The 18,804-nt window shown below is 72.5% G+C and carries 21 protein-coding genes; 1 reads left to right on the forward strand and 20 read right to left on the reverse strand.

Annotated elements, in window-relative coordinates:
• Window positions 1-56: 56 nt before the first annotated feature.
• The 12 genes from hisG to WD250_12045 all read right to left on the reverse strand — a co-directional run bounded on the left by hisG (window position 57) and on the right by WD250_12045 (window position 8,873).
• Window positions 57-905: an ATP phosphoribosyltransferase gene (gene hisG, locus WD250_11990; protein MEX2620927.1), complete on the reverse strand. Its 849-nt coding sequence runs from the start codon at window positions 903-905 to the stop codon at window positions 57-59.
• Window positions 906-1,229 (reverse strand): phosphoribosyl-ATP diphosphatase, encoded by a 324-nt coding sequence (gene hisE / locus WD250_11995; GenBank protein ID MEX2620928.1) that lies wholly within the window; start codon window positions 1,227-1,229, stop codon window positions 906-908.
• 10 nt (window positions 1,230-1,239) lie between these two features.
• Window positions 1,240-2,514 carry an adenosylhomocysteinase gene (ahcY, locus tag WD250_12000; GenBank protein MEX2620929.1) on the reverse strand — a complete coding sequence of 425 codons (1,275 nt, stop codon included), beginning with the start codon at window positions 2,512-2,514 and terminating at the stop codon, window positions 1,240-1,242.
• Window positions 2,515-2,601: 87 nt separating this feature from the next.
• Complete coding sequence (locus WD250_12005; GenBank protein ID MEX2620930.1) at window positions 2,602-3,264, reverse strand: DUF47 family protein; 663 nt, start codon at window positions 3,262-3,264, stop codon at window positions 2,602-2,604.
• Window positions 3,261-4,235: an inorganic phosphate transporter gene (locus WD250_12010; GenBank protein ID MEX2620931.1), complete on the reverse strand. Its 975-nt coding sequence runs from the start codon at window positions 4,233-4,235 to the stop codon at window positions 3,261-3,263. The genes WD250_12005 and WD250_12010 overlap by 4 nt, the downstream gene beginning before the upstream one ends.
• Before the next feature lie 11 nt (window positions 4,236-4,246).
• On the reverse strand, window positions 4,247-5,044 hold the full coding sequence (locus tag WD250_12015) for a purine-nucleoside phosphorylase (GenBank protein ID MEX2620932.1): 798 nt from the start codon (window positions 5,042-5,044) through the stop codon (window positions 4,247-4,249).
• Between the two features lie 28 nt (window positions 5,045-5,072).
• Window positions 5,073-6,104 (reverse strand): SIS domain-containing protein, encoded by a 1,032-nt coding sequence (locus WD250_12020; GenBank protein MEX2620933.1) that lies wholly within the window; start codon window positions 6,102-6,104, stop codon window positions 5,073-5,075.
• Window positions 6,104-6,289: a Trm112 family protein gene (locus WD250_12025; GenBank protein MEX2620934.1), complete on the reverse strand. Its 186-nt coding sequence runs from the start codon at window positions 6,287-6,289 to the stop codon at window positions 6,104-6,106. Before WD250_12025 ends, WD250_12020 begins: the two co-directional genes overlap by 1 nt.
• A gap of 38 nt (window positions 6,290-6,327) precedes the next feature.
• Entirely contained in the window at window positions 6,328-7,668 is a 1,341-nt protein-coding gene (locus WD250_12030) for a phosphomannomutase/phosphoglucomutase (protein MEX2620935.1), read from the reverse strand.
• A 75-nt stretch (window positions 7,669-7,743) separates the two neighbouring features.
• The gene (locus WD250_12035) at window positions 7,744-7,905 is read right to left on the reverse strand and encodes a hypothetical protein (GenBank protein ID MEX2620936.1); all 162 of its coding nucleotides are present in this window, start codon (window positions 7,903-7,905) and stop codon (window positions 7,744-7,746) included.
• A 98-nt stretch (window positions 7,906-8,003) separates the two neighbouring features.
• The gene (locus WD250_12040) at window positions 8,004-8,372 is read right to left on the reverse strand and encodes a hypothetical protein (protein MEX2620937.1); all 369 of its coding nucleotides are present in this window, start codon (window positions 8,370-8,372) and stop codon (window positions 8,004-8,006) included.
• A gap of 66 nt (window positions 8,373-8,438) precedes the next feature.
• Window positions 8,439-8,873 carry a DUF3499 family protein gene (locus WD250_12045; GenBank protein ID MEX2620938.1) on the reverse strand — a complete coding sequence of 145 codons (435 nt, stop codon included), beginning with the start codon at window positions 8,871-8,873 and terminating at the stop codon, window positions 8,439-8,441.
• 160 nt (window positions 8,874-9,033) lie between these two features.
• Here WD250_12045 and WD250_12050 point away from each other — a divergent pair, with 160 nt between their 5' ends.
• Window positions 9,034-9,282 carry a PASTA domain-containing protein gene (locus WD250_12050; GenBank protein ID MEX2620939.1) on the forward strand — a complete coding sequence of 83 codons (249 nt, stop codon included), beginning with the start codon at window positions 9,034-9,036 and terminating at the stop codon, window positions 9,280-9,282.
• On the opposite strand, the gene WD250_12055 is transcribed toward WD250_12050, so the two are convergent.
• The 8 genes from WD250_12055 to WD250_12090 form a co-directional block, all read right to left on the reverse strand.
• Window positions 9,279-10,892 (reverse strand): DUF5719 family protein, encoded by a 1,614-nt coding sequence (locus tag WD250_12055; protein ID MEX2620940.1) that lies wholly within the window; start codon window positions 10,890-10,892, stop codon window positions 9,279-9,281. The two genes, WD250_12050 and WD250_12055, sit on opposite strands and share 4 nt — an antisense overlap.
• The gene (locus tag WD250_12060) at window positions 10,889-14,050 is read right to left on the reverse strand and encodes a glycosyltransferase (protein ID MEX2620941.1); all 3,162 of its coding nucleotides are present in this window, start codon (window positions 14,048-14,050) and stop codon (window positions 10,889-10,891) included. The genes WD250_12055 and WD250_12060 overlap by 4 nt, the downstream gene beginning before the upstream one ends.
• A gap of 106 nt (window positions 14,051-14,156) precedes the next feature.
• Complete coding sequence (locus WD250_12065; protein MEX2620942.1) at window positions 14,157-14,387, reverse strand: WhiB family transcriptional regulator; 231 nt, start codon at window positions 14,385-14,387, stop codon at window positions 14,157-14,159.
• A gap of 264 nt (window positions 14,388-14,651) precedes the next feature.
• Complete coding sequence (locus WD250_12070; protein ID MEX2620943.1) at window positions 14,652-15,152, reverse strand: fibronectin type III domain-containing protein; 501 nt, start codon at window positions 15,150-15,152, stop codon at window positions 14,652-14,654.
• Window positions 15,149-15,694, reverse strand: a complete 546-nt coding sequence (locus WD250_12075; protein MEX2620944.1) for a signal peptidase I — start codon at window positions 15,692-15,694, stop codon at window positions 15,149-15,151. The genes WD250_12070 and WD250_12075 overlap by 4 nt, the downstream gene beginning before the upstream one ends.
• A 52-nt stretch (window positions 15,695-15,746) precedes the next feature.
• Window positions 15,747-16,316, reverse strand: coding sequence for a TasA family protein (locus WD250_12080; protein ID MEX2620945.1), 570 nt, complete (start codon window positions 16,314-16,316; stop codon window positions 15,747-15,749).
• 120 nt (window positions 16,317-16,436) lie between these two features.
• Window positions 16,437-17,444, reverse strand: a complete 1,008-nt coding sequence (locus WD250_12085; protein MEX2620946.1) for a glycosyltransferase family 2 protein — start codon at window positions 17,442-17,444, stop codon at window positions 16,437-16,439.
• A gap of 2 nt (window positions 17,445-17,446) precedes the next feature.
• Complete coding sequence (locus tag WD250_12090) at window positions 17,447-18,802, reverse strand: ABC transporter ATP-binding protein (GenBank protein ID MEX2620947.1); 1,356 nt, start codon at window positions 18,800-18,802, stop codon at window positions 17,447-17,449.
• Window positions 18,803-18,804 lie beyond the last annotated feature (2 nt).

The following is an 18,804-nucleotide window of genomic DNA, read 5'->3' on the forward strand; positions in this document are numbered from 1 at the left end:
CCCCCCACACCCGGCACAGCAGGGAATCGCCTCCGCAAGCTCCGGCGATTCACGTCTCAGGGCAGCAGCGCCTGGGGCAGCAGGGCCACGATGCCGGTCGCCCCGAGGGCGCGCAGATCGCCGAGGCGCTGCCACAGCTGGGCTTGGCTGACCACGAGGTGCACCGCGACCAGGTCGTCCCGGCCCGCCAGGGGCAAGATCGTCGGCGCCGCCAGACCGGGGAACACGCCGCGGAGGTCGTCCAAGTGCTCGCGGGGGATGTGCAGCATGACGTAGCGGTGCGCGCGAGCGGCCAGGACCGCGTCCAGACGCAGGGCGAAGTCGTCGAGGAGCGGTGTGGCCCCGCGGCGCACGAACAGCGCCTCGCAGCGGCGCAGCACCTCGAGCACCCGCAGACGGTTGGTCGCGAGGCTGGTGCCGGTCTCGCGGAGGTCCACGATGGCGTCGGCGAGCCCGGCGACGCAGGCGCCCTCCAGCGACCCGCCCATGGTGAGGACCGTGACGTCCACGCCGCGTTCGGCGAAGAACCGCCCGGTGATCCCCGGCAGATGCGTGGCGACGACCGCGCCGGCGAGGTCGGCCATGGACTCCCGGCCGTCGTCGTCCCGGCTGGCCAGCACCAGATCGGAGCGGGAGAAGCCGAGCGGCACCGCGGGCAGCTGGTCAAGCTCGTGCTCCGCGACGATGTCGGTGGCGAGGAAGGCCGCCTGCAGCTGACCGGCGCTCAGCGCCGCGGCCGCGTCACGCGGGCGCATCTCGATGAACGCCAGCCCGTCGACGCGGGCGATGGACCCCGCGCCGTGCAGCATGCCCGTCGAGTAGCCGGCTGCCGCGAGCAGCTCGAGGCAGCGGTCACGCAGCCGTCCCTTGGACGGCACCCCGATCCTGACGCCGTCTTCGTTCACTTAACCCCTCCGGGCCTCGAGCTCGGCGAACACGTCCTGCAGGCTCACCCCCGCCCCGACGATGCCCGCCAGCACGTGGAAGAGCACGTCGGCGGCCTCCTCGGCCACGCGTCGGCGATCCGGGGTGTCCGCGCCCCGGCGCCCGAGCTCGAGGCAGAGCTCGAACGCCTCCTCCATGATCTTGCGGCTTGCCAGCTCCGGGTCACCCAGCAGGGTGGCAGAGTAGGACCCCGCCGGAGGCTGGTCCAGACGGTCGCGCAGCACCGCCTCGACCTCCGACAGGACCCCCGCCGGGAGCGGCTCTCCCCGCTCCTGCGGCGGCATCGATCCCAGCCTAGGTGCCGATGTCGTAGGAGGCCAGGTAGGTGACCTGCTCCGGGGTGAGCGTGTCGATCGGCTTGCCCATCGACTCCAGCTTCAGTCGGGCGACGTCGGCGTCCAGGTCGACGGGCACGTCGTAGACGCGCGGGTCGAGGTTGGCGGCGTTGGCCGTCAACCACTCGGCGGCGAACGCCTGGTCGGCGAAGCTCATGTCCATGACGGCGGCGGGATGTCCCTCGGCGGCACCGAGGTTCACCAGCCGTCCGCCGGCCAGCAGCACGATCCGCCGGCCGTCGGGCAGGACGAACGCCTCGGCGTTGTCCCGGACCTCGATGCGCTCCTTGCACATCTTCTCCAGGCCGGCGACGTCGAGCTCGACGTCGAAGTGACCGGAGTTGCAGACGATCGCACCGTCCTTCATGACCTCGAAGTGCTCGGTGCGGATCACCGAGGTGTTGCCGGTCAGGGTGACGAACACGTCACCGACGCGCGCCGCGTCGGCCATGGGCAGGATCCGGTAGCCCTCCATGGAGGCCTCGAGCGCCCGGATCGGGTCGACCTCGGTGACGACGACGTCGGCGCCGTGGCCCTTCGCCCGGCTGGCGACGCCCCGGCCGCAGTAGCCGAAGCCGGCCACCACGACGGTCTTGCCGGCCAGCAGGACGTTGGTCGCGCGGATGATGCCGTCCAGCGTGGACTGGCCGGTGCCGAAGCGGTTGTCGAACAGGTGCTTGGTCGGCGTGTCGTTGACCGCGACGATCGGGAACCGCAGCGCACCGGCCTTCTCCATCGCCCGCAGCCGGATGACGCCGGTGGTGGTCTCCTCGGTGCCGGCAAGGACCTTGGCGGCCTGCTCGGGACGCTGGCCGTGCAGACGGTTCACGAGGTCACAGCCGTCGTCCATCGTGAGGGTGGGGTTCTGGTCCAGGGCCGCGTCGATGTGGCGGTAGTAGGAGTCGTTGTCCTCCCCGCGGATGGCGTAGGTGGAGATCCCGTATTCGGCCACGAGGGCCGCGGCGGTGTCGTCCTGGGTGGACAGGGGGTTGCTGGCGACCAGGGTCACCTTGGCGCCGCCGGCGTCCAGCGTGCGCATCAGGTTCGCGGTCTCGGTAGTGACGTGCAGGCACGCGGCGACCGTCTGGCCTTCGAGCGGCCGCTCCTTCGCGAAGCGTTCGCGGATCGCGGCCAGGACCGGCATCGAGCGGTTGGCCCATTCGATTCGGGCTTTGCCGCGTGCGGCCAGGCCGAGATCAAGGACGTCGTGTGCGGGCAGGGACGGGCTTGCCATGTGTGTGCTCTTCCTCCAGCGGACAGGTCAACGGCTAGCCTAGCCCATCGAATTCGGGCGCCCGAAAGCCGGCCCGGTGGCCGGGTGTCAGTGACTGCGCTTCATCGCCCCGTCAGCCAGGGCGTCGGCAGCCTCGTCCAGGCGCAGGCCGACGACGTCCAGGCGACGCAGCAGATCCCGGCGTTTGAGCGTGTCCATCGTCAGCTCCCCCCCGTACAGGTCCGCGAGCGCCTGCTGGTAGCGGCGGCGCACGTCGTTGCCGTGGCGTTTCGCGCCCTTGCACGCCCGCGAGACCTCGCCGGGCTGGTCGACGAGGCGGTCGATGGCGACGCGGAGGGCGTCCGCACCGCTGCGCAGCGACTCCAGCAGCGGGGCGAGCTCGGATCGGTCCTCGGGTCGGAAGAGGTCCAGCTCGCGGATGAAGTCCTGCAGGTTGTCGAGCACGTCGTCGATCGAGCGCGAGAGCCGGAACAGGTCCTCCCGGTCGATCGGGGTGGTCAACGCCTGCGCCAGCGACTCGATGAGGTCGGCCCGCCGGTCGTCGCCCTCGTGCTCGATCTCGGCCATGCGGTCGCGGGCGGCGGCGATGTCCGCGCCCTGCACCGCCTCCAGGGCGAGCGCCACGCCGGCGAGCGTCGCGTCGATCTGCCCGCCGAGGTGGGCGACGAACACGATGTCGCCCCGGCCGCTGAGGTCCAGCATCAGCCGCTTCAGGCGACCGCGGGGCGCAGGTGGGCGGTCGTTCGTCACGACAGCAGCGCACCTCCTCGCGTGAGCACGCCTGCCAGCAGCGCGCTCACCGGCAGCGTGAACAACCATGCCAGGCCCAGGCGGCCGGCAGCGCGCCAGCGTACCCGCCGGGGGCCGTGGCTCATGCCCGCCCCGACCAGCGCCGCGGCCACCGACTGGGTCATCGACACGGGCGCCCCGAGGGCAGCGCTGGCCAGGACCGCTCCGGCCGAGGAGATCTCGGCCGCGACGGCATCCGGCGGCCGGACGGGGATGATCTCTGCGGAGAGCATCCCCGCCGCGGGGCGCAGGCCCGCCACCAGGCCGCCGGTGAAGAGCGCAGCGAGCGCCAGCAGCTCGGGGACCGACACGTCGATGCCGTCGGTGGCGCCGGTCGCCACGACCAGCACGGCCACCATCTTCTGCCCGTCGTTCCCGGCGTAGGCGAGGCACTGCATGCTGAACGCCCCCACGTGCGCGTACCGGATGCGCCGGGAGAGCCGGCCCGTGACCGGCAGCAGGCCTCCCGCCCGCGACAGGGCGAACCCGCCGAGGGCACCGACGACCGGCGCGGCCAACCCGGCGCCGAGGACCAGCCCGAGCGTGGGGAGGGACACGCTCAGGCCCCCGCCGATCCCCGCTCCCGTGATGGCCCCGACCAGTGCCAGGGTGAGGCTGGTGGGCAGACCTCGGCGGGACAGGACCGCCACCACGACCACGGCCGTGCCGACCGCCACCAGCAGCGCGGTCCGACCCGCCACCAGGCCGCCCACGTCGGAGAACGACACCAACCGGTGCACCAAGGTGGCCGCCACCTGGGTGCCGACCACCAGCGGGGCGACGACGAGCGCCAAGGCGAGCATGCCGGCCGCGACCGCCGGCGGCAGGCCCCCGACCTTCAGGCCGGCGCCGACCAGCGCCCCCCCGTCGTTCATCCCGTTGACCACGGCGAAGCCCAGCGCGGCCCCGAGCAGGAGCGGATCAGACTCCAACGGCGCGCCGCCTACGCCGGGTGCAGGCGGGGCAGGAGCCCGCGCAGCAGCGCGGCCAGCCGCTGCCCGCTGGTGTGGGCGGCGTCGAGCACCTCGGCGTGGTCCGTGGGGGTGCCCCCGGGGCGGTGCACGTTGGTGATCACCGACATGCCGAGCACCCGCAGGCCGCAGGCGCGCGCGGCGATGACCTCCAGCACCGTCGACATGCCCACCGCGTCCGCCCCCAGGGTGCGCAGCATGCGCACCTCGGCGGGGGTCTCGTAGGCCGGGCCGACCACGCCCGCGTACACCCCCTCGCCCAGCTGCTCACCGAGCTCCGCCGCGACGGCGGCGGCGCCCGCCCGCAGGTCGGGGTCGTAGGCAGCCGCCATGTCCACGAAGGTCGGGGTCGGTGTGCCGACCAACGGGCTGCGGCCGGTCAGGTTGAGGTGGTCGGTGATCGCCAGCAGGTCGCCGGGTCGCTGATCGGGTGCCAGCCCGCCGGCGGCGTTGGTGACCACGTACGTCGACACGCCCGCCTCCGCCGCTGCGCGCACCACGGCGGTGACCTCGGCGGGCTCGTGGCCCTCGTAGAGGTGCAGGCGCCCTTGCTGGACGAGCACGGAGACCCCGTGCAGCGTGCCGGCGACCAGCCGGCCCGCGTGGCCGGGGACCATCGCGACCGGCAGCCCCAGCTCGGCGAAATCCACCGCCACGGCGTCGCTGACCTCCCCGCCCAGCGCGCCGAGACCGGACCCGAGGGTCAGCAGCAGCTCGGGACGCCGGTCCCCGAGCCGTTCACGCAGCACCGCCCCGGCGTCGGTCGTCACGCGACCCCGGCCCCCTGCCGCGCAGCGGTCACCCGCGTTCCATGGCGCGCTTCAGGCGGTCGATCAGCGCGATGGGTGAGGGGTCGCGGTCGAGCGCGTAGGCCGCGTACACGCTGGTGAGGTCGGCGAACAGCAACAGCGATGCCAGCCGGGCGAGCGACCCGGTGCCCTGGGCGCTCATCTCCGCCACGTCGGCGAAGCGGTCGGCGACCAGGCCGGTGAGCAGGTCGGCGCGGTGCGCCCCGCGGGGGTGCTCACCGGCGACGTCGCGCAGCGTGACCATCACCGCGGCCTTGGCCATGGGGTGGGGCGCGTCCCACCCGACGATCTCGTTGTGTGCGACCTCGGGCAGCTCGCCGAAGAACGCCGGCAGCTCGGCGTTCTCGTTGAGCTGGCACTTGAGGCGGTAGGCCGCGACCGCGGCCAGCGGTCGCGCCCCGTGCACGACGGCCGCGCCGGCCATGGCGATGCGCGACCCCAGCTGCTTGGCGGGGTTGCGTGCGGTGGGCACCTCCCGCCCGCACGCGGCCCGGATGTCACGCTGCACCGCCACGGCCTCGTCCAGCCCGCCGTCCAGGCCCAGGGCCGCCAACACCGGCACGGCCAGCAGCCCCAAGGAGTGGCGTGGCTGGTAGTCGCGCGCCACGGGCACCCACGGCTCACCTCGGTCATGCCCGAGCTCCGCGAGACGCCCGCCGCCCGCCACGACCAACAGCCGCGCACCACGGCGGACGGCTTCGTCCGCGGCAGAGCACGTCTCCTCGGTGTCACCCGAGCACGACACCGCGACGACCAGGGACCGCGGCCCGACGAACGCCGGCAGTCCGTACGTCTTGTGCACCATGATGGGCAGGGGGAAGCCCGCATTGCCGATGGCGGCCACCACGTCCGCGCAGATGCCCGAGCCGCCGACGCCGGTCACCACGACCGCGTCCACGTCGGTGAGGTCCAGCGGCGCCGGGCGTGGCGCACCCGACCACTGGCCGGCGGCGTGCTCGACGTCGGCCAGCGCGTCCGCCGGGTCGACCTCGCTGTAGCGGTCCAATCGGTCGAGATCCATCACCCGCTCGCCTTGCTGTCCGGCTTCGTGGCCTCCTCGACCAGCATCACCGGGATGTCGTCACGGACGGGATAGTGCAGCCCGCACGCGGTGCAGATGATCAGGTTGCGCCGCGGCTTGTAGTCGATCGTGCCGTGGCACGCGGGGCAGACGAGCAGATCGATGAGCTTGGCGTCGACGGCCATGAGCAATCCTTTGTCGTCCTGCGGTCACGCAGTGCACATCACGCGCGGATGAGCTCGAGGACGCGATCGCGCACGCGCTCCATGGTCGCGGGATCGGCCGCTTCGACGTTCACGCGCAACAGCGGCTCGGTGTTGGATGGCCGCAGGTTGAACCACCAGTCGCCGGCGTCCACGGTGAGCCCGTCTGCCCAGTCGGCGTCGCCCTCCTCAGCGAACGCCGCGACGACCGCATCGGTCGCCCGTTGCTGGTCGTCGACCTCGACGTTGACCTCGCCCGACTGGGCGTAGCGGTCGTAGGGCGCGACGAGCTCGGACAGGGTGCCGCCGTGCTCGCCGAGCGCTTCGAGGAGCAGCACCCCAGCGATCAGCCCGGAGTCAGCGCGGAAGTTGTCGCGGAAGTAGTAGTGACCGGAGTGCTCGCCGGCGAAGACCGCGCCGGTGTCCTTCATGAGCGCCTTGATGAACGAGTGGCCGACGCGGGTGCGGATCGCCCGCCCACCGGCCGCCTCGATGGTCTCGGGCACCACTTTGGAGCAGATCAGGTTGTACAGGACCGTCTCACCCGGATGGCGGCGCAGAATCGTGTCCGCGATGACCGCGGTGACCAGGGACGGCGCCACGGGGCGGCCCTGCTCGTCGACGCAGAACATCCGGTCGGCGTCCCCGTCGAAGGCCAGACCGAGCGCACAGTCCTTGGCCGTGACCGCTGCTTGCAGGTCGACGAGGTTGGCCGCCTCGATGGGATTGGCGGGGTGGTTGGGGAAGGTGCCGTCGAGCTCGAAGTACAGCGGCACCAGGTCGATGGGCAGGCCGTCGAACACCGGGGGGACCACCAGGCCCGCCATGCCGTTGCCCGCGTCGACCGCGACCTTGACCGGGGCCATGCCCTCGACGCCCACGAAGCTGCGCACGTGCTCGGCGAAGTCGTCGATGAGGTCGTCGGTGCGCAGGTCGCCGGTCTCGTCGGCCTCGGGGAAGTCGCCGTGCTGCGCGCGATCGCGGATGGCCCCGAGCCCCGTGTCGAGTGACACGGGCTCCGCTCCGGCCCGGCACACCTTCAGGCCGTTGTAGCCAGCGGGGTTGTGGCTGGCGGTCCACACCGCGCCCGGCAGGCCGAGCCGCCCCGAGGCGTAGTACAGCAGGTCGGTGGAGGCCAGACCGATGTCGATCGCGTCGACGCCCTGCGCCCGCACGCCCTCGATGAAGGCTGCGGCCAGGTCCGGGGAGCTCGGCCGCATGTCACGCGCGACGATGACCGCCTCGCCGTGCAGCTCGACCGCGCAGGCGCGTCCGAGGGCGCGAGCGACCTCCGCGTCGATCTGGTCGGGGATGAGCCCACGGATGTCGTAGGCCTTGACGATGGGGGTGAGGTCGAGCAAGGAGGTGCTCCCGCGCGGTTGGAGAAGGCTGCGGGCATCCTACCCAGTCGTCGACCGGGGGTGCATTGGCACGAGTCAGCCGGGGAGCACGTCGCGCAGCTCGAGGGTGTCCGCGGCCCCGGCTTGCACCCACCAGCGGTGCTCGCACTTGCGGCAGTGGAAGAAGTGCGCTGGCTCGCCGCCGACCGTCAGATCCATGTCGAACAGATCGCCTGACTGGCACCGCGCGCATTCCATGACATCTCCTCGAGCCTCGGCCCCGTGGCGCATTACTCCGATCATCGGCCGTCGCGCCGCTGGACTGAATGGTCCGTTGTGACCATGTCGCGGGCCCGCTACGGCTGCTCGGGGCTGACCGAGCCGGCCGAGCTGGCCGAGGGCACCTGTGCTGCCGGCTCGGGCTCCTGCTCGCGGAGCCGCCGCACGTCGGCGGCGAGCTCCCGGCCGACGTACTGCGAGCGGGCGCGGCCGCCCTCCCGCCAGTAGGCGTACCAGTACGGCCCGTGGGGGCACGAGCCGCAGCCCTTGCCGCAGCGCACCCATTGCTGGCGGTAGGTCGCCCGGCTGGCGCCCGGGCTCGGCTCGGGCTCGACCACCGGGCCCGGCGAGCCCACGAGCAGGCCGCGGGCGAGGATCAGCAGGCGCCGCAGCTGCGGCTCGTCGAGCCGGCGCACCGCGCGTACGAGATCGCGGGGCAGCGTCACCGTGGCCTCCACGCTACATAAGAAACCACACGAGTGTCCTTCAAGCCTTGAGCCACCGCCGTGCCGCTAGGCGTGCCATTGCCGGACAGCGGCCTCACGGAAGGCCACCGGCGCGAGATCGCGACTGGGGACCGGCTCCGGGCGCCGCTCGGCAGACAGCCGGGCCGCCACGTCGGGCAGCTCCCGGCGCAACCGGTCGTAGCGCCCGGGCGTCCGCGCCCCCACCGGCTCCTGGCGGGGTGTGGCGCTCACGAGGCCGCGGCCGTCCGCGCCCACGGCGGGCTCCGGGGCCGGCACGACCACCCGCTCGTCCACCCGCTCCCAGCCGCGCGGGACCGTGGTGGCATCCGCATGGGTGGCGCACAGGTCGTACAGGGACGGGTCCGCGGTGGGGGTGAGATCGAGCAACCACACCTGGCTGGTCGCGTACCGGTACGACAGCGAGGCCGTGGCGGGCCAGGGGCAGGTGGGCCGGCGGCAGCTGCGAGGCGTCTCATTCATGGCCTCTACCATAAACCACAAGCTCGTGATTCTGCCTGAGGCTTGCCGATCTTCGTCCCCGCGTCGGGGAGGACCTCGGCGCTCAACTGCGGAACCCCGGGCAGGGACGCACCGGTGTAGTCCGGTGTAGTGTGGAGTGCCCACGCACGGGGGGCTCCGGATGATTCTCGACTTCGTCGGTGACATGGTCATCGAAGGGTTCATCGAGCTGTGGCCATGGAAGCGGCGGATTCCCGACGTCCGGGGCAAGAACCTGGAAGAGTGCCGCCTGGCCATCGAGGCGAAGGAGCTCGAGCTACGGGTGCGTGCGGACGCGGGCCCCGATGCCCTGGTGACGGCCCAGCAGCCTGACGCGCGGACCCGGGTGAAGGCGGGATGCCCGGTCTTCGTCACGGTCGAGGATCCCTAGCCGCCGTCGGGCGGGGGCTGCCCCTCGCCCCCCTCGGGGGCGGGCTCGCCCCCATCGTCGTCCAGTCCGGGGACCTCCGGCAGCTCACCGGGGTCCAGCGGGGCCGGCCCCTCCCGCTCGGCCGCTGGCGCCCCCAGCGGCTGGATCGCCAGCCGGGGGTCGCGGTGCACCGCAGGACGGGCTCCCCCTCCGGCCCAGGTCTCCGCACGGATCCCGAGCGCAGTCCACAACCGCAACGCGCCCGACTGGTGGTGGGAGCGCAACTCGGCGACGACGGGCCCGCTCGCCGCCACCATGGCGGGGATCTGGGCGCGGTCGGGCTCGGCGTCCACCAGACTGAAGCTGCGCCAGGCGTTGGGCGGGATCTCGAGACCGCGCCACGCGTCGGGCACCGCGCCGTTGGTGGTCACCTCGACGGTCACCAACTCGACACCGGGGTTGTAGACGAGCACCCGCCCCCGACGGTCGGCGGTGCCGGCGCCCACCAGCGCCCACCGGGTCGCGAGCGGCGCGCCGCGGGACACCGCGAGGCCCTCACGACCCTCGGCGTCGATGGTGGTGACCCGGTGGACCACGATCGGCACGTCGTTCACGCTCTGCGCGCTCACCCCGAACTCGGGCTCCTCCGAGAGCTCCGCCAGGTCGATGGTGAGCACCCCCCCAGGGGCCACGGAGTGCTCCTGGACGCCGGCCTCCGGCCGCGGATTCGAGACCTGCACCTCGACCGCGGCCTCCCGGTCGCCGGTGTTGACCACCGACAGGGCCGAGCTCGAGCTCTCGTCCACGCGGGCGTAGCCGAACGACCACAGCGCGCCGGGTCCCGACGCGGCGGGGATCAGCGCGCGCCCGCTCGGTCCGCCCTGCTCACCGACCGGTTGCAGGACCAGTTCACCCTGCGCGACCAGCCTTCCGGTCAGGACCTCGACGGTCGCCCCGAGGTCTGGCTGCTCGGGCTGGAACTCGCCGAGGTCGATGCGGGCGGAGGTGCCGGCCTCGACGAGGAGGTTGTCGGTGAGCAGCAGCGCGACGCGGCCCTCGGGGGTCGCGAACGTGATCCGGGCGACCGCGTCGGTGGCGAAGGGGTTGAACAGGTGCACCGTCGACGTCGCCCCACGCGCGGTATCAAGGCCTGCCAGATGCCAGATCTCGGCAGGCCCGGGCTCGCACGGGGCGCCCGGGGTGTCCCCCGACTCGATCCGCCATGACGCCACAGCCGGCCCGCCCTCCCACCGCACCGAGACCGGCGTGGTCGCCTCCCCGGGACCCAGGATCACCGTGTGCTCGTCGCCGGGGGCGACATCGACCGGCTCATCGGCAGCCGGCTCACGGTCGGGGTAGCGTACGACCGTGACCCGTGAGGGGTCCTCCCCCACGGCGGCCACCGACAGCACCGCCGACTCCCCCTCGCCCGCGGTCGCGGGGCAGTACCAGGCCCCCGCCTGAGGGGTCTCCTGCGCGACCGGCTCCGGCGGCAGGGCCGGGGGCGGCACGGCGAGCACATCAGCAATCAGCGCCACACCGACCAGGATGGCCACAACCACCAGGACGATCGCGGCCCGGCGGCGGACGGGTTCGGGGGCGGGGGGCAGCTCAGAACCCGTCTCCGTCACGGCAACACCCCCTGCGGGTCGTCGTTGGCCGGCTCGGGCGGGGCGAGCTCCGACGGCAGGCTCCTGGTCACGTCCCGTTGCGCGCGGGTCCGCATGCCTGGGGGACGCAGCCCGAGTGAGATGACCGCGAGCAGCAGCAGCAGCTGCAGCGCCACCACCAGGCGGTGGCCGAAGCCGGTCCCCGCGCGGGCGCGCACCATCTCGGACCCGGGCGGAACCGTGAAGGCGTTCACGCCCTCGAGCTCGCGGCGCTCCAGCGCCCGACCGTCGGCATGGGCTCGCCACTGGGTCGAGGTGGACTCCGACACGACCAGCAGCCCGCCCTCCTGCGCCGGTTCCTGCCCGACGTAGACGTCCCGACGCCGCTGCCCGAGACCTTCGGCCTCCCAGTCACCCACGGCTGCGGGGTATCCCGTGGTCAGCAGCTCCTCGCCACGCGCCGACGGCAGGACCACCACGCGCGGCAACCACGACTCGACGCTGAACACCCGGCCGCCCCCGGACGGCAGCGGTTCGAGCGCGGGCTGGCGGCCCAGCGCCTGGATGAGGTCGGGCGCGGGTTGGGCGTCCGAGACGACCACGTAGCGCACGTTCGCCAGACCGAGCTGGGCCCCGGCCCGCAGGTCCGCGCCACCGACCGCGCCCGCCACCGCCTCCTCGACCAGATCCAGCAGGTCGGTGTCGGAGCGCGCCCCGAAGTCCACCATCCGCGGGCCCCGCGAGCTCACGATGTCCCAGGCCACCGACCCGTCGTCAGCGGCGAGCAGCAGGATGCGGTACGGACCCACCTGCGGCTGGTCCGCGGTGACGAACTGCGGGACCAGTGTCGGGTCGCGCGTGAGCCCGTCCCACGGTCCGCTCGCCAACCGCAGGGCTCCCCCCGCCAGGCCCACGGCCAGTGCCACGACCGCGACCACGACGGCGAGCTGGCGCCTGCCGAACGCGTACTGTCGCAGGCCCCCGGTGAGCGTCCGTGCGGCGATCACGCCGAGGCCGGCCAGCGCGAACGCGGCCGGCAGCAGCAACGCGGGGGTCCACACCAGGGTGATCCCAGCCCGGGTGGCACCCCACGCCAGCAGCCCGGACGCCCCGACGGCCACAACCAGTCCCGCGACCGTGATCGGTTTGGTGCGCAGCCCGAGCAGGATCCCCACCGCGAGGACCGCGGCGGCGGTCATCACCGCGCGCAGGCCGCCGATGCCCGCGAAGGCGGGCAGGACCTCGGGAGCCGCGGCCAGCGCCCGCCACAGGGGCATCTGCTCCAGAGGGGCCGCGGTCTGGGTGCCGACCGTCCCCCCGCGGACCAGGCCCGCCAGCCAGGGACTGAGCAGCAAGAGGGCCGCTCCTCCGCTCACGGCGAGTCGGAGCGTCGCCTGGCCTGACGGATCGACGCGGCGGGACGCCAGCAGCACGCCGAGGAATCCGAGCACGACCGCGGGGGCCAGGCCGGGCTCGGCGGCACAGGTCAAGGCCAGCCCGAGCGCCATCAGCGCGCTGGAACGCCAGGCGGTGGCGAGGGGGGTGCTCGGATCGGCGGTCCGTATCGCCACCAGCACCACACCGGGTAGCAACGTGGCGGCCACCAGCGTCCCGAAGCGCCCCTGGCCGAGGGCCCCGAGCACGACCGGCGACAGCACGTACAAGGTCGCGCCCAGGATGCGGGGCGCGGGGCGGGCGGTCAGCAGGCGCCCGGCGCGCAGCGAGAACACCCACGCGAGGGGCAGCAGTCCGAAGACGACCAGCCGCTGAGCCAGCCAGGCGCTGCCGAAACCGAGGACGGACACCAGACCGAGCACCGCCTGCACCGGCGAGGCGAAGGCAGCGGACCCGACCGGCTCCCCAGTCCACGAGCTCGCGTAGGCACGCAGGAAGTCCCGGGCCAGGTCCGGCCACGGCGCCACCTCCACGCCGACGATCTGCCCGCCGCCGAGGAGTCCCCGAAGCCCCAGGAGGTACAGCGCGAGCAGCGTCAGCCCGGCGCAGGTGGCGGGATAGCGGCGCACCACGCGCACGAGGGCGTTGCCCGGTTCCTGCTCGGGCAGGAGCCCCGCCCCGTCGTCGTCCATGAGCGCGCGGGTGCTCCCGCCCGCAAGCCAGTTCCCGGCTGCCTCCACGTAGACCCTGGCCCTTGGCAGACCCGGGGCGAACAGCCGCATCAGCTCGCGGTCGCCGATCCGCCGGCGCCGCTGGACCACCCGACGCCGACGCAGCGTGCGCGGTAGCTGCACGGCGTTCCACAGGTAGGCCCGCAGGACGGCGGTCGCGTCCCCGAACCGCCGCGTGGCCAGGAAGGCGAGGACCTTGGCCCCCGCCAGCGCCAGGACGATCGGGAAGATCCACAGCAGGCTCGTGGCGCTGTAGTTCTTCATGAGCGTGGCGATGGTGTGGCGCTCCGCGAGGTAGCGCGCCTGAGCGGGGCGTCGGCCGAGGTCCCGGGCCGATCGGCTGGCGGCGGCGACGTGGTAGGCCACGGCGGCGGGGACGACCTCGACGCGATGGCCGGCCAGCCACGCCCGCCAGCAGGCGTCGAGGTCGTCGCGGAAGACCGGGAAGCGCGGATCGAACCCGCCGAGCTCCACCAGCGTCGCGCGCCGCACCAGCATGCCCGCCGTCGAGACGTACAGCACCGGGCGCTGCGCGTCGTGCTGTCCCTGGTCGCGCTCGGCGGGCTCCAGCTGGGACTCCGCCCGCCCGAAGCGGTCCACGGTCATCCCCACCTCCTGCAGGACCGGCTCCTCGCTCCAGTCCCGCAGCTTCGGCCCGACGATGGCCAGCGACGGGTCCTCCCGCATCGCCTGGACCATCCGGGCGATGGCGTCTCGCGCCAGGGCGAGGTCGTCGTGGAGCAGCAGCAGCAACTCGGCGTCGGCGACCGCGGGGTGCTTCAGCGCGCGCGCGACCGCCCGACCGAACCCGACGTTGCGGGGCAGGGTGATGAGGCGGTCATCGGGGATGCGCCGGGCCAGCACGGTGTCCGACCCGTCTGAGCTGCCGTTGTCCACCACGACCAGGTCCAGCGCGGGGTAGCGCTGGGCCGCGAGGCTGCCCAGCACGCTCTGCAGCCACTCCGCCCCGTCCCGCACGACCAGGATCGCCACCACGCGGGGACGGCCCGCGGCAGTGCGCGCGGGGATCACGTCGGGTTCGGAAGGAGGCATCGGGAATGGCGCCCAGCAGTGAGGAGGCGAAACGGCGAGACCACGCAGCCACGCAGTGGACGGGACCTAGCCGATGCTAGACCACTCGGTGCCGCCCAACCGGTGGTCAGGAGGCCATGCGCTTGAGTCGCCGGCGCTCGCGCTCGCTCAGGCCACCCCAGATACCGAAGCGCTCTTCGTTCGCCAACGCGTAGTCCAGGCACTCCTCCCGAACATCACAAAGCGTGCACATGCGCTTGGCCTCCCGGGTGGAACCGCCCTTTTCGGGAAAGAAGGCCTCCGGGTCCCCCTGCAGGCATTTGGCGCTGGGCGCCCATGGCAATGTCTCCGGGATCATGATGTCACAGCCTCCTTCACCGACGAGCGACGTCGGGTGTACCTTGGGGAAGCCCCGTCGACTCTCACGTACGGAGTTACGGTTGTGTGATTCTCTCGTGCCCACCTTGCCACGTCAAGCCCGATTTCACACATGTCAAGGATCTCGAACGCACAACCACCGCGGCCGGGAGTGCTCACCGCCGCCAGACGCCGTGTCGCCCTCGTCGCGGGATCCGCGACCCGGCCTACCCCGGCACATCCCCCGTCGGAGCAGGGGCCCGACCTAGTTGCAGCTGAAGACTTTGATCCCCAACACGCTGGTCACATTGCCGGAGGCGCTCGCCTGCGCGCTCGCCGAGCGCCAGCTGCTCCCGGCTACCTCCGCCCTGATCTGGTAGGTGACGGTCACGGTGCCGAGCAGACTCAAGAGGCTCGACGGGAACGGCGTCGCTTGATCGGAGTAGGCAGTGGCCGTTCGCGGGGTGACCGTTGCGAGGGGTGTGAAGTCACTCTCGCCTTCCCGGCGCCGCTCGATCCGGTAGCCAGTGACATTGGCCGTGGGGCTGGACAGCCAGGACAGGTCGACGCGGCCGCTGTTCACGCAGGTGGCCGTGAACGCCGTGGGCGGCGCAAGGGTGTCGGTGTTCCAGGTGTTGCCGGCGTTGGCGGTGGTGCCGGTGAATGCCGCCAGCGTCGGCGGGACGAGCATCGTGGCGGTCGCGGCGACCAGGGCGAAGGCCGCCACGGCCGCGGCGACACGGCAGCGCGAGACGACGAGGTTCATGGTCGGGCGCGGACGAAGAGGGCGCTGACCGCGAGCACGCTGACCAGCAGCCAGAGTCCCAGGGTGGCGAGGGTGCCGGTGTGCACCCACGTCGCGGGCAGGCCGACGAAGGGGATGACCATGCGCACCGCGCCGACGACGTCGCCGTGGGCCACGGTGCCGGAGTCATCGACCTGGTTGGCGTCACCCTTGGTGGTGTAGCGCACGACCCCGTCGACCCTGGCGGTGTCCACGACCCGGTGGGTGAGCAGCTGGCCCGGCCGGTCGGGGTCGTTGAACGCCAGGATCGAGGGGTGGGCGTAGAAGCCGTCCGGGTCGGCGGGCTGGACCAGCACCAGCGAGCCGGGAGCGATCGCCGGCTGCATCGACCCCGACACCACCGACAGCGGCTGCCAGCCCGAGATGAGCGCCGGGGTGACCGCGGAGAGTGCGAGGAAGACCAACGCGAACACGTACACCAGCGCGGCGAACCGCGCGCAGCCGACCAACCGCGGGGCCCAGGGCCCCGCGGTGATCGGCTGCGGTGCGGCAACTGCGGTCACCGGTGCTCCGCTCGTGTTCGCGTCGGTTGGTTGACCTCGATGGTCAGGAGGCCTATTGCGTCTGGCCTTCCCAGACGAAATCCAGCCCGGCGCTCGTGTTCTGGAAGGTGTCGAGCGTCGCGCTGTCGAGCTCGACCCAGAAGTGGTAGGTCTGCGTCCCGGCCGCGGCGAGATCGATCACGGCCGTTCCGTTCGCGAAGTCCACGAAGGTCGTCGCGAACGCGAGCAGGGTGCCGTCGTAGATGTCTCCTGCACCCGCGGTGGTGCCGATCTTGAGGTTCAGGTGCTGCGCGAGGAGATCGGTGTCAACCAAGGTGTCGCTGTACAGTCGGACGTCCAACGGGACGCTGCTGGCGTTGGTCACGGTGATGCTGTTCTCGACGACCTCGCCGGGGACCATGTCATCCACCGTGAACATCGTCACACCGAGGTCGTCGTCGGTCAGCGAAACCGTGCCGGTGGCCCAGGAGTTGCCGGTGTTGTCGGTCGTGTCGGTCCAGGCGGCGCCGGTGACGCTGGAGATCATGAAGAAGACCAGGCCGAGGGCAGTGACCGCGGCAACGGCCACGATGGCGAGGTTGCGGCGGGCGTGCCCGGCGGGGAGAGCGGTAGCGGTGGTCACGACGACTCCTTGATGAAGAAGGGGCGGCAGGTTTGCCGCTTCCTGATCCATCGTCACGTTCGGGGGAGCCGCACACCCCCCGGTTGGGGGATCTCGGCGGGCCCGAACGCACTAGTCCGGCTACCGGGCGCCGCGGACGCGCCCCCACCACGTGCGGACCCAGGCCAGGTAGTCGAACGGCTCGAACCAGCGCGCCACGACCACGGCGGGGGCGACCGTGGCGCGCGACCGCACCAGGCGACGCTTGGCGAGCATGCGGCGCAGCAGCCGCAGGCGGGGGACGGCCCGGACGAAGGCGCGCGGCACCGTCACGGCGAGCTCGCCGGCCTTCAGCACGCTGGTGAGCACGAAGCCCGGCAGCGCCCGGACGAGGGACGGCAGGTGGTCGTTCTTGGCCACGACCAGGAAGCGGTTGGCGAAGTTCAGCTCCTCGACGAACGCCGACCGCCGGGGTCCCGCGCCCCCGCGTTCGTGCCACCCGCAGGCGGTCGGCTCGTACCAGGCCTGCCAGCCGCGCAGCTGCAGGCGCCAGTCGAGGTCGACGTCCTCCCAGTAGGCGAACAGGTCCTCGTCGAAGACCTCGCCGTCCACGGCCACGTCGTCGAGGGCCGCCACCCGGTACAGGGCGACGGCGCCCGAGACCCCGAAGACCTCGCCGGCCTGCTCGTGCTGGCCGGCGTCGGCCTCGCCCTCCCCGCGGTTGCGGAACAGCCGCGTGCGAAACGCCAGGTGGCCGGTCGTGTCCACGGTCCCCGCCGCCGCCCCGGTCCGCAGCAGCTTGCCCTGCACGCCCGCCCGCGCAGGATCGGCCTCCAGGGCGGCCAGCGCCCTAGCGAGGTAGTCGGGCTCCAGGGACACATCGGGGTTGCAGACCAGGAACGCGCCGGCCCCGGCCTCGCGGGCCAGCGCCACCCCCTGGTTGGCGCCGCCGGCGAAGCCGCGGTTCTGCGTGTTCGCCACCACCGCCACCCCCGGGTAGCCGGCGGCGACCTCACGGCTCGCATCGGCGCTGGCGTTGTCGACCACCACGATCTGGAGGTCGACATCGGTCTGGGCGAGCAGGCTCTCCAGCGCCCCGGCGAGCTGCTCGGCGCTGTTCCAGCTCACGACACAGGCGAGGACCCGCACCGTCAGTTGCCGGCGTCGTCGACGGGTGGGTCGCCCTCACGCAGCGGGTGCTCACGGGGCCCGCCCCGCTCCAGCGGGGGGGCATGCAGGTTCCGGGGCCAGTAGCCGTCGGGGTTCCAGATCGCGATGTCCGCACCGAGCTGCGCCACGCCGAACTCGTACTCGGGGCTGTCCACGTGGAAGGCCAGGGCGGCGGGCCAGCGATCGTGGATGACGTTGGAGGTGGCGTTGGCGACCAGCACGTCCACCAGGTACTCGCCGGTGAGCAGGTGCAGCTCCAGGTCGAAGGTGATCCGCATCGAGCAGCCGGGCTTCGGCGGGGCCACGTAGGTGCCCCGCCACGACGTGCGGGTCTCGTAGACGTACAGCGCCATGTCGGGCCGGCGCACGTTCAGCCCGACGGAGATGCTGCCCTCGGCCGTGACGTCCTCGGGAGCCGTGATCTCCAGCTCCACCGCGGCCTTGGCCCGGGACGGCAGGGGGTCCGCCGCACCCACGACGTCGCCGCCGGCGGACAGCCGCACCTCGCTGACGCGCAGGCGCTGGTCACCGGTGCGTCCCTCCTCCTGCGGCTCGGGCTCGGGCTCCGGCGCGGGCTTGCCGCTGGAGACGATCTCCTCGTAGTGCTCGATCGCCTCGTCGGTCGGGCCGTCGAAGACCATCCGGCCGTGGTCGAGGACCACGGTGCGCTCGCACAGGGCCTCGATGGCCGACAGGTCGTGGCTGACCATGACCACCGTCTTGCCCTGCTGGTTGAACGCCCGCATGCGCGCCAACGACTTCTCCTGGAAGGCGGCGTCGCCGACGGACAGGACCTCGTCGACCAGCAGGATGTCGGGGTCCACGTGCACGGCCACCGCGAAGCCGAGCCGCACGTACATGCCCGAGGAGTAGTTGCGCACCGGCTGGTCGATGAAGTCACGCACGCCCGCGAAGTCCACGATCGAGTCGAAGGCCGCCTCGATCTCCTTGCGGCTGAGGCCGAGGATCGCCCCGTTCATGTAGACGTTCTCCCGGCCCGACAGCTCCTGGTGGAACCCCGCGCCGAGCTCGAGCAGGGTGGACAGCCGTCCGCTGGTCTCCACGCGTCCGGAGTCGGCGGGCAGGATCTTCGCCAGGCACTTCAGCAAGGTGGACTTGCCTGACCCGTTGTGTCCGATCAGGCCGACGCTCTCGCCATGGCGGATCTGCAGCGACACGCTCTTCAGGGCGTGGAAGTCGTGGTAGTTGGACCGGCGGAACCGGTAGAGCCGCTCCTTGATGCCCGGCGGCCGCTCCGTGTAGATGCGGAAGACCTCGTGGAGGTCCTCGACCACGATCGCCAGCCGGTCGTCGGCGTGCGCGCCCACCTCGACCACCG

It is taken from the genome of Egibacteraceae bacterium (assembly GCA_040905805.1).
GTDB lineage: Bacteria > Actinomycetota > Nitriliruptoria > Euzebyales > Egibacteraceae > DATLGH01.

Bases quoted from the DNA above. Each gene is read 5' to 3' on its own strand.
- hisE (MEX2620928.1), bottom strand. From the start codon at position 1,229: ATGCCGCCGCAGGAGCGGGGAGAGCCGCTCCCGGCGGGGGTCCTGTCG.
- WD250_12065 (MEX2620942.1), bottom strand. From the start codon at position 14,387: ATGATCCCGGAGACATTGCCATGGGCGCCCAGCGCCAAATGCCTGCAG.
- WD250_12060 (MEX2620941.1), bottom strand. From the start codon at position 14,050: ATGCCTCCTTCCGAACCCGACGTGATCCCCGCGCGCACTGCCGCGGGC.
- WD250_12025 (MEX2620934.1), bottom strand. From the start codon at position 6,289: ATGGCCGTCGACGCCAAGCTCATCGATCTGCTCGTCTGCCCCGCGTGC.
- ahcY (MEX2620929.1), bottom strand. From the start codon at position 2,514: ATGGCAAGCCCGTCCCTGCCCGCACACGACGTCCTTGATCTCGGCCTG.
- WD250_12020 (MEX2620933.1), bottom strand. From the start codon at position 6,104: ATGGATCTCGACCGATTGGACCGCTACAGCGAGGTCGACCCGGCGGAC.
- WD250_12050 (MEX2620939.1), top strand. From the start codon at position 9,034: ATGATTCTCGACTTCGTCGGTGACATGGTCATCGAAGGGTTCATCGAG.
- WD250_12070 (MEX2620943.1), bottom strand. From the start codon at position 15,152: ATGAACCTCGTCGTCTCGCGCTGCCGTGTCGCCGCGGCCGTGGCGGCC.
- WD250_12035 (MEX2620936.1), bottom strand. From the start codon at position 7,905: ATGGAATGCGCGCGGTGCCAGTCAGGCGATCTGTTCGACATGGATCTG.
- WD250_12045 (MEX2620938.1), bottom strand. From the start codon at position 8,873: ATGAATGAGACGCCTCGCAGCTGCCGCCGGCCCACCTGCCCCTGGCCC.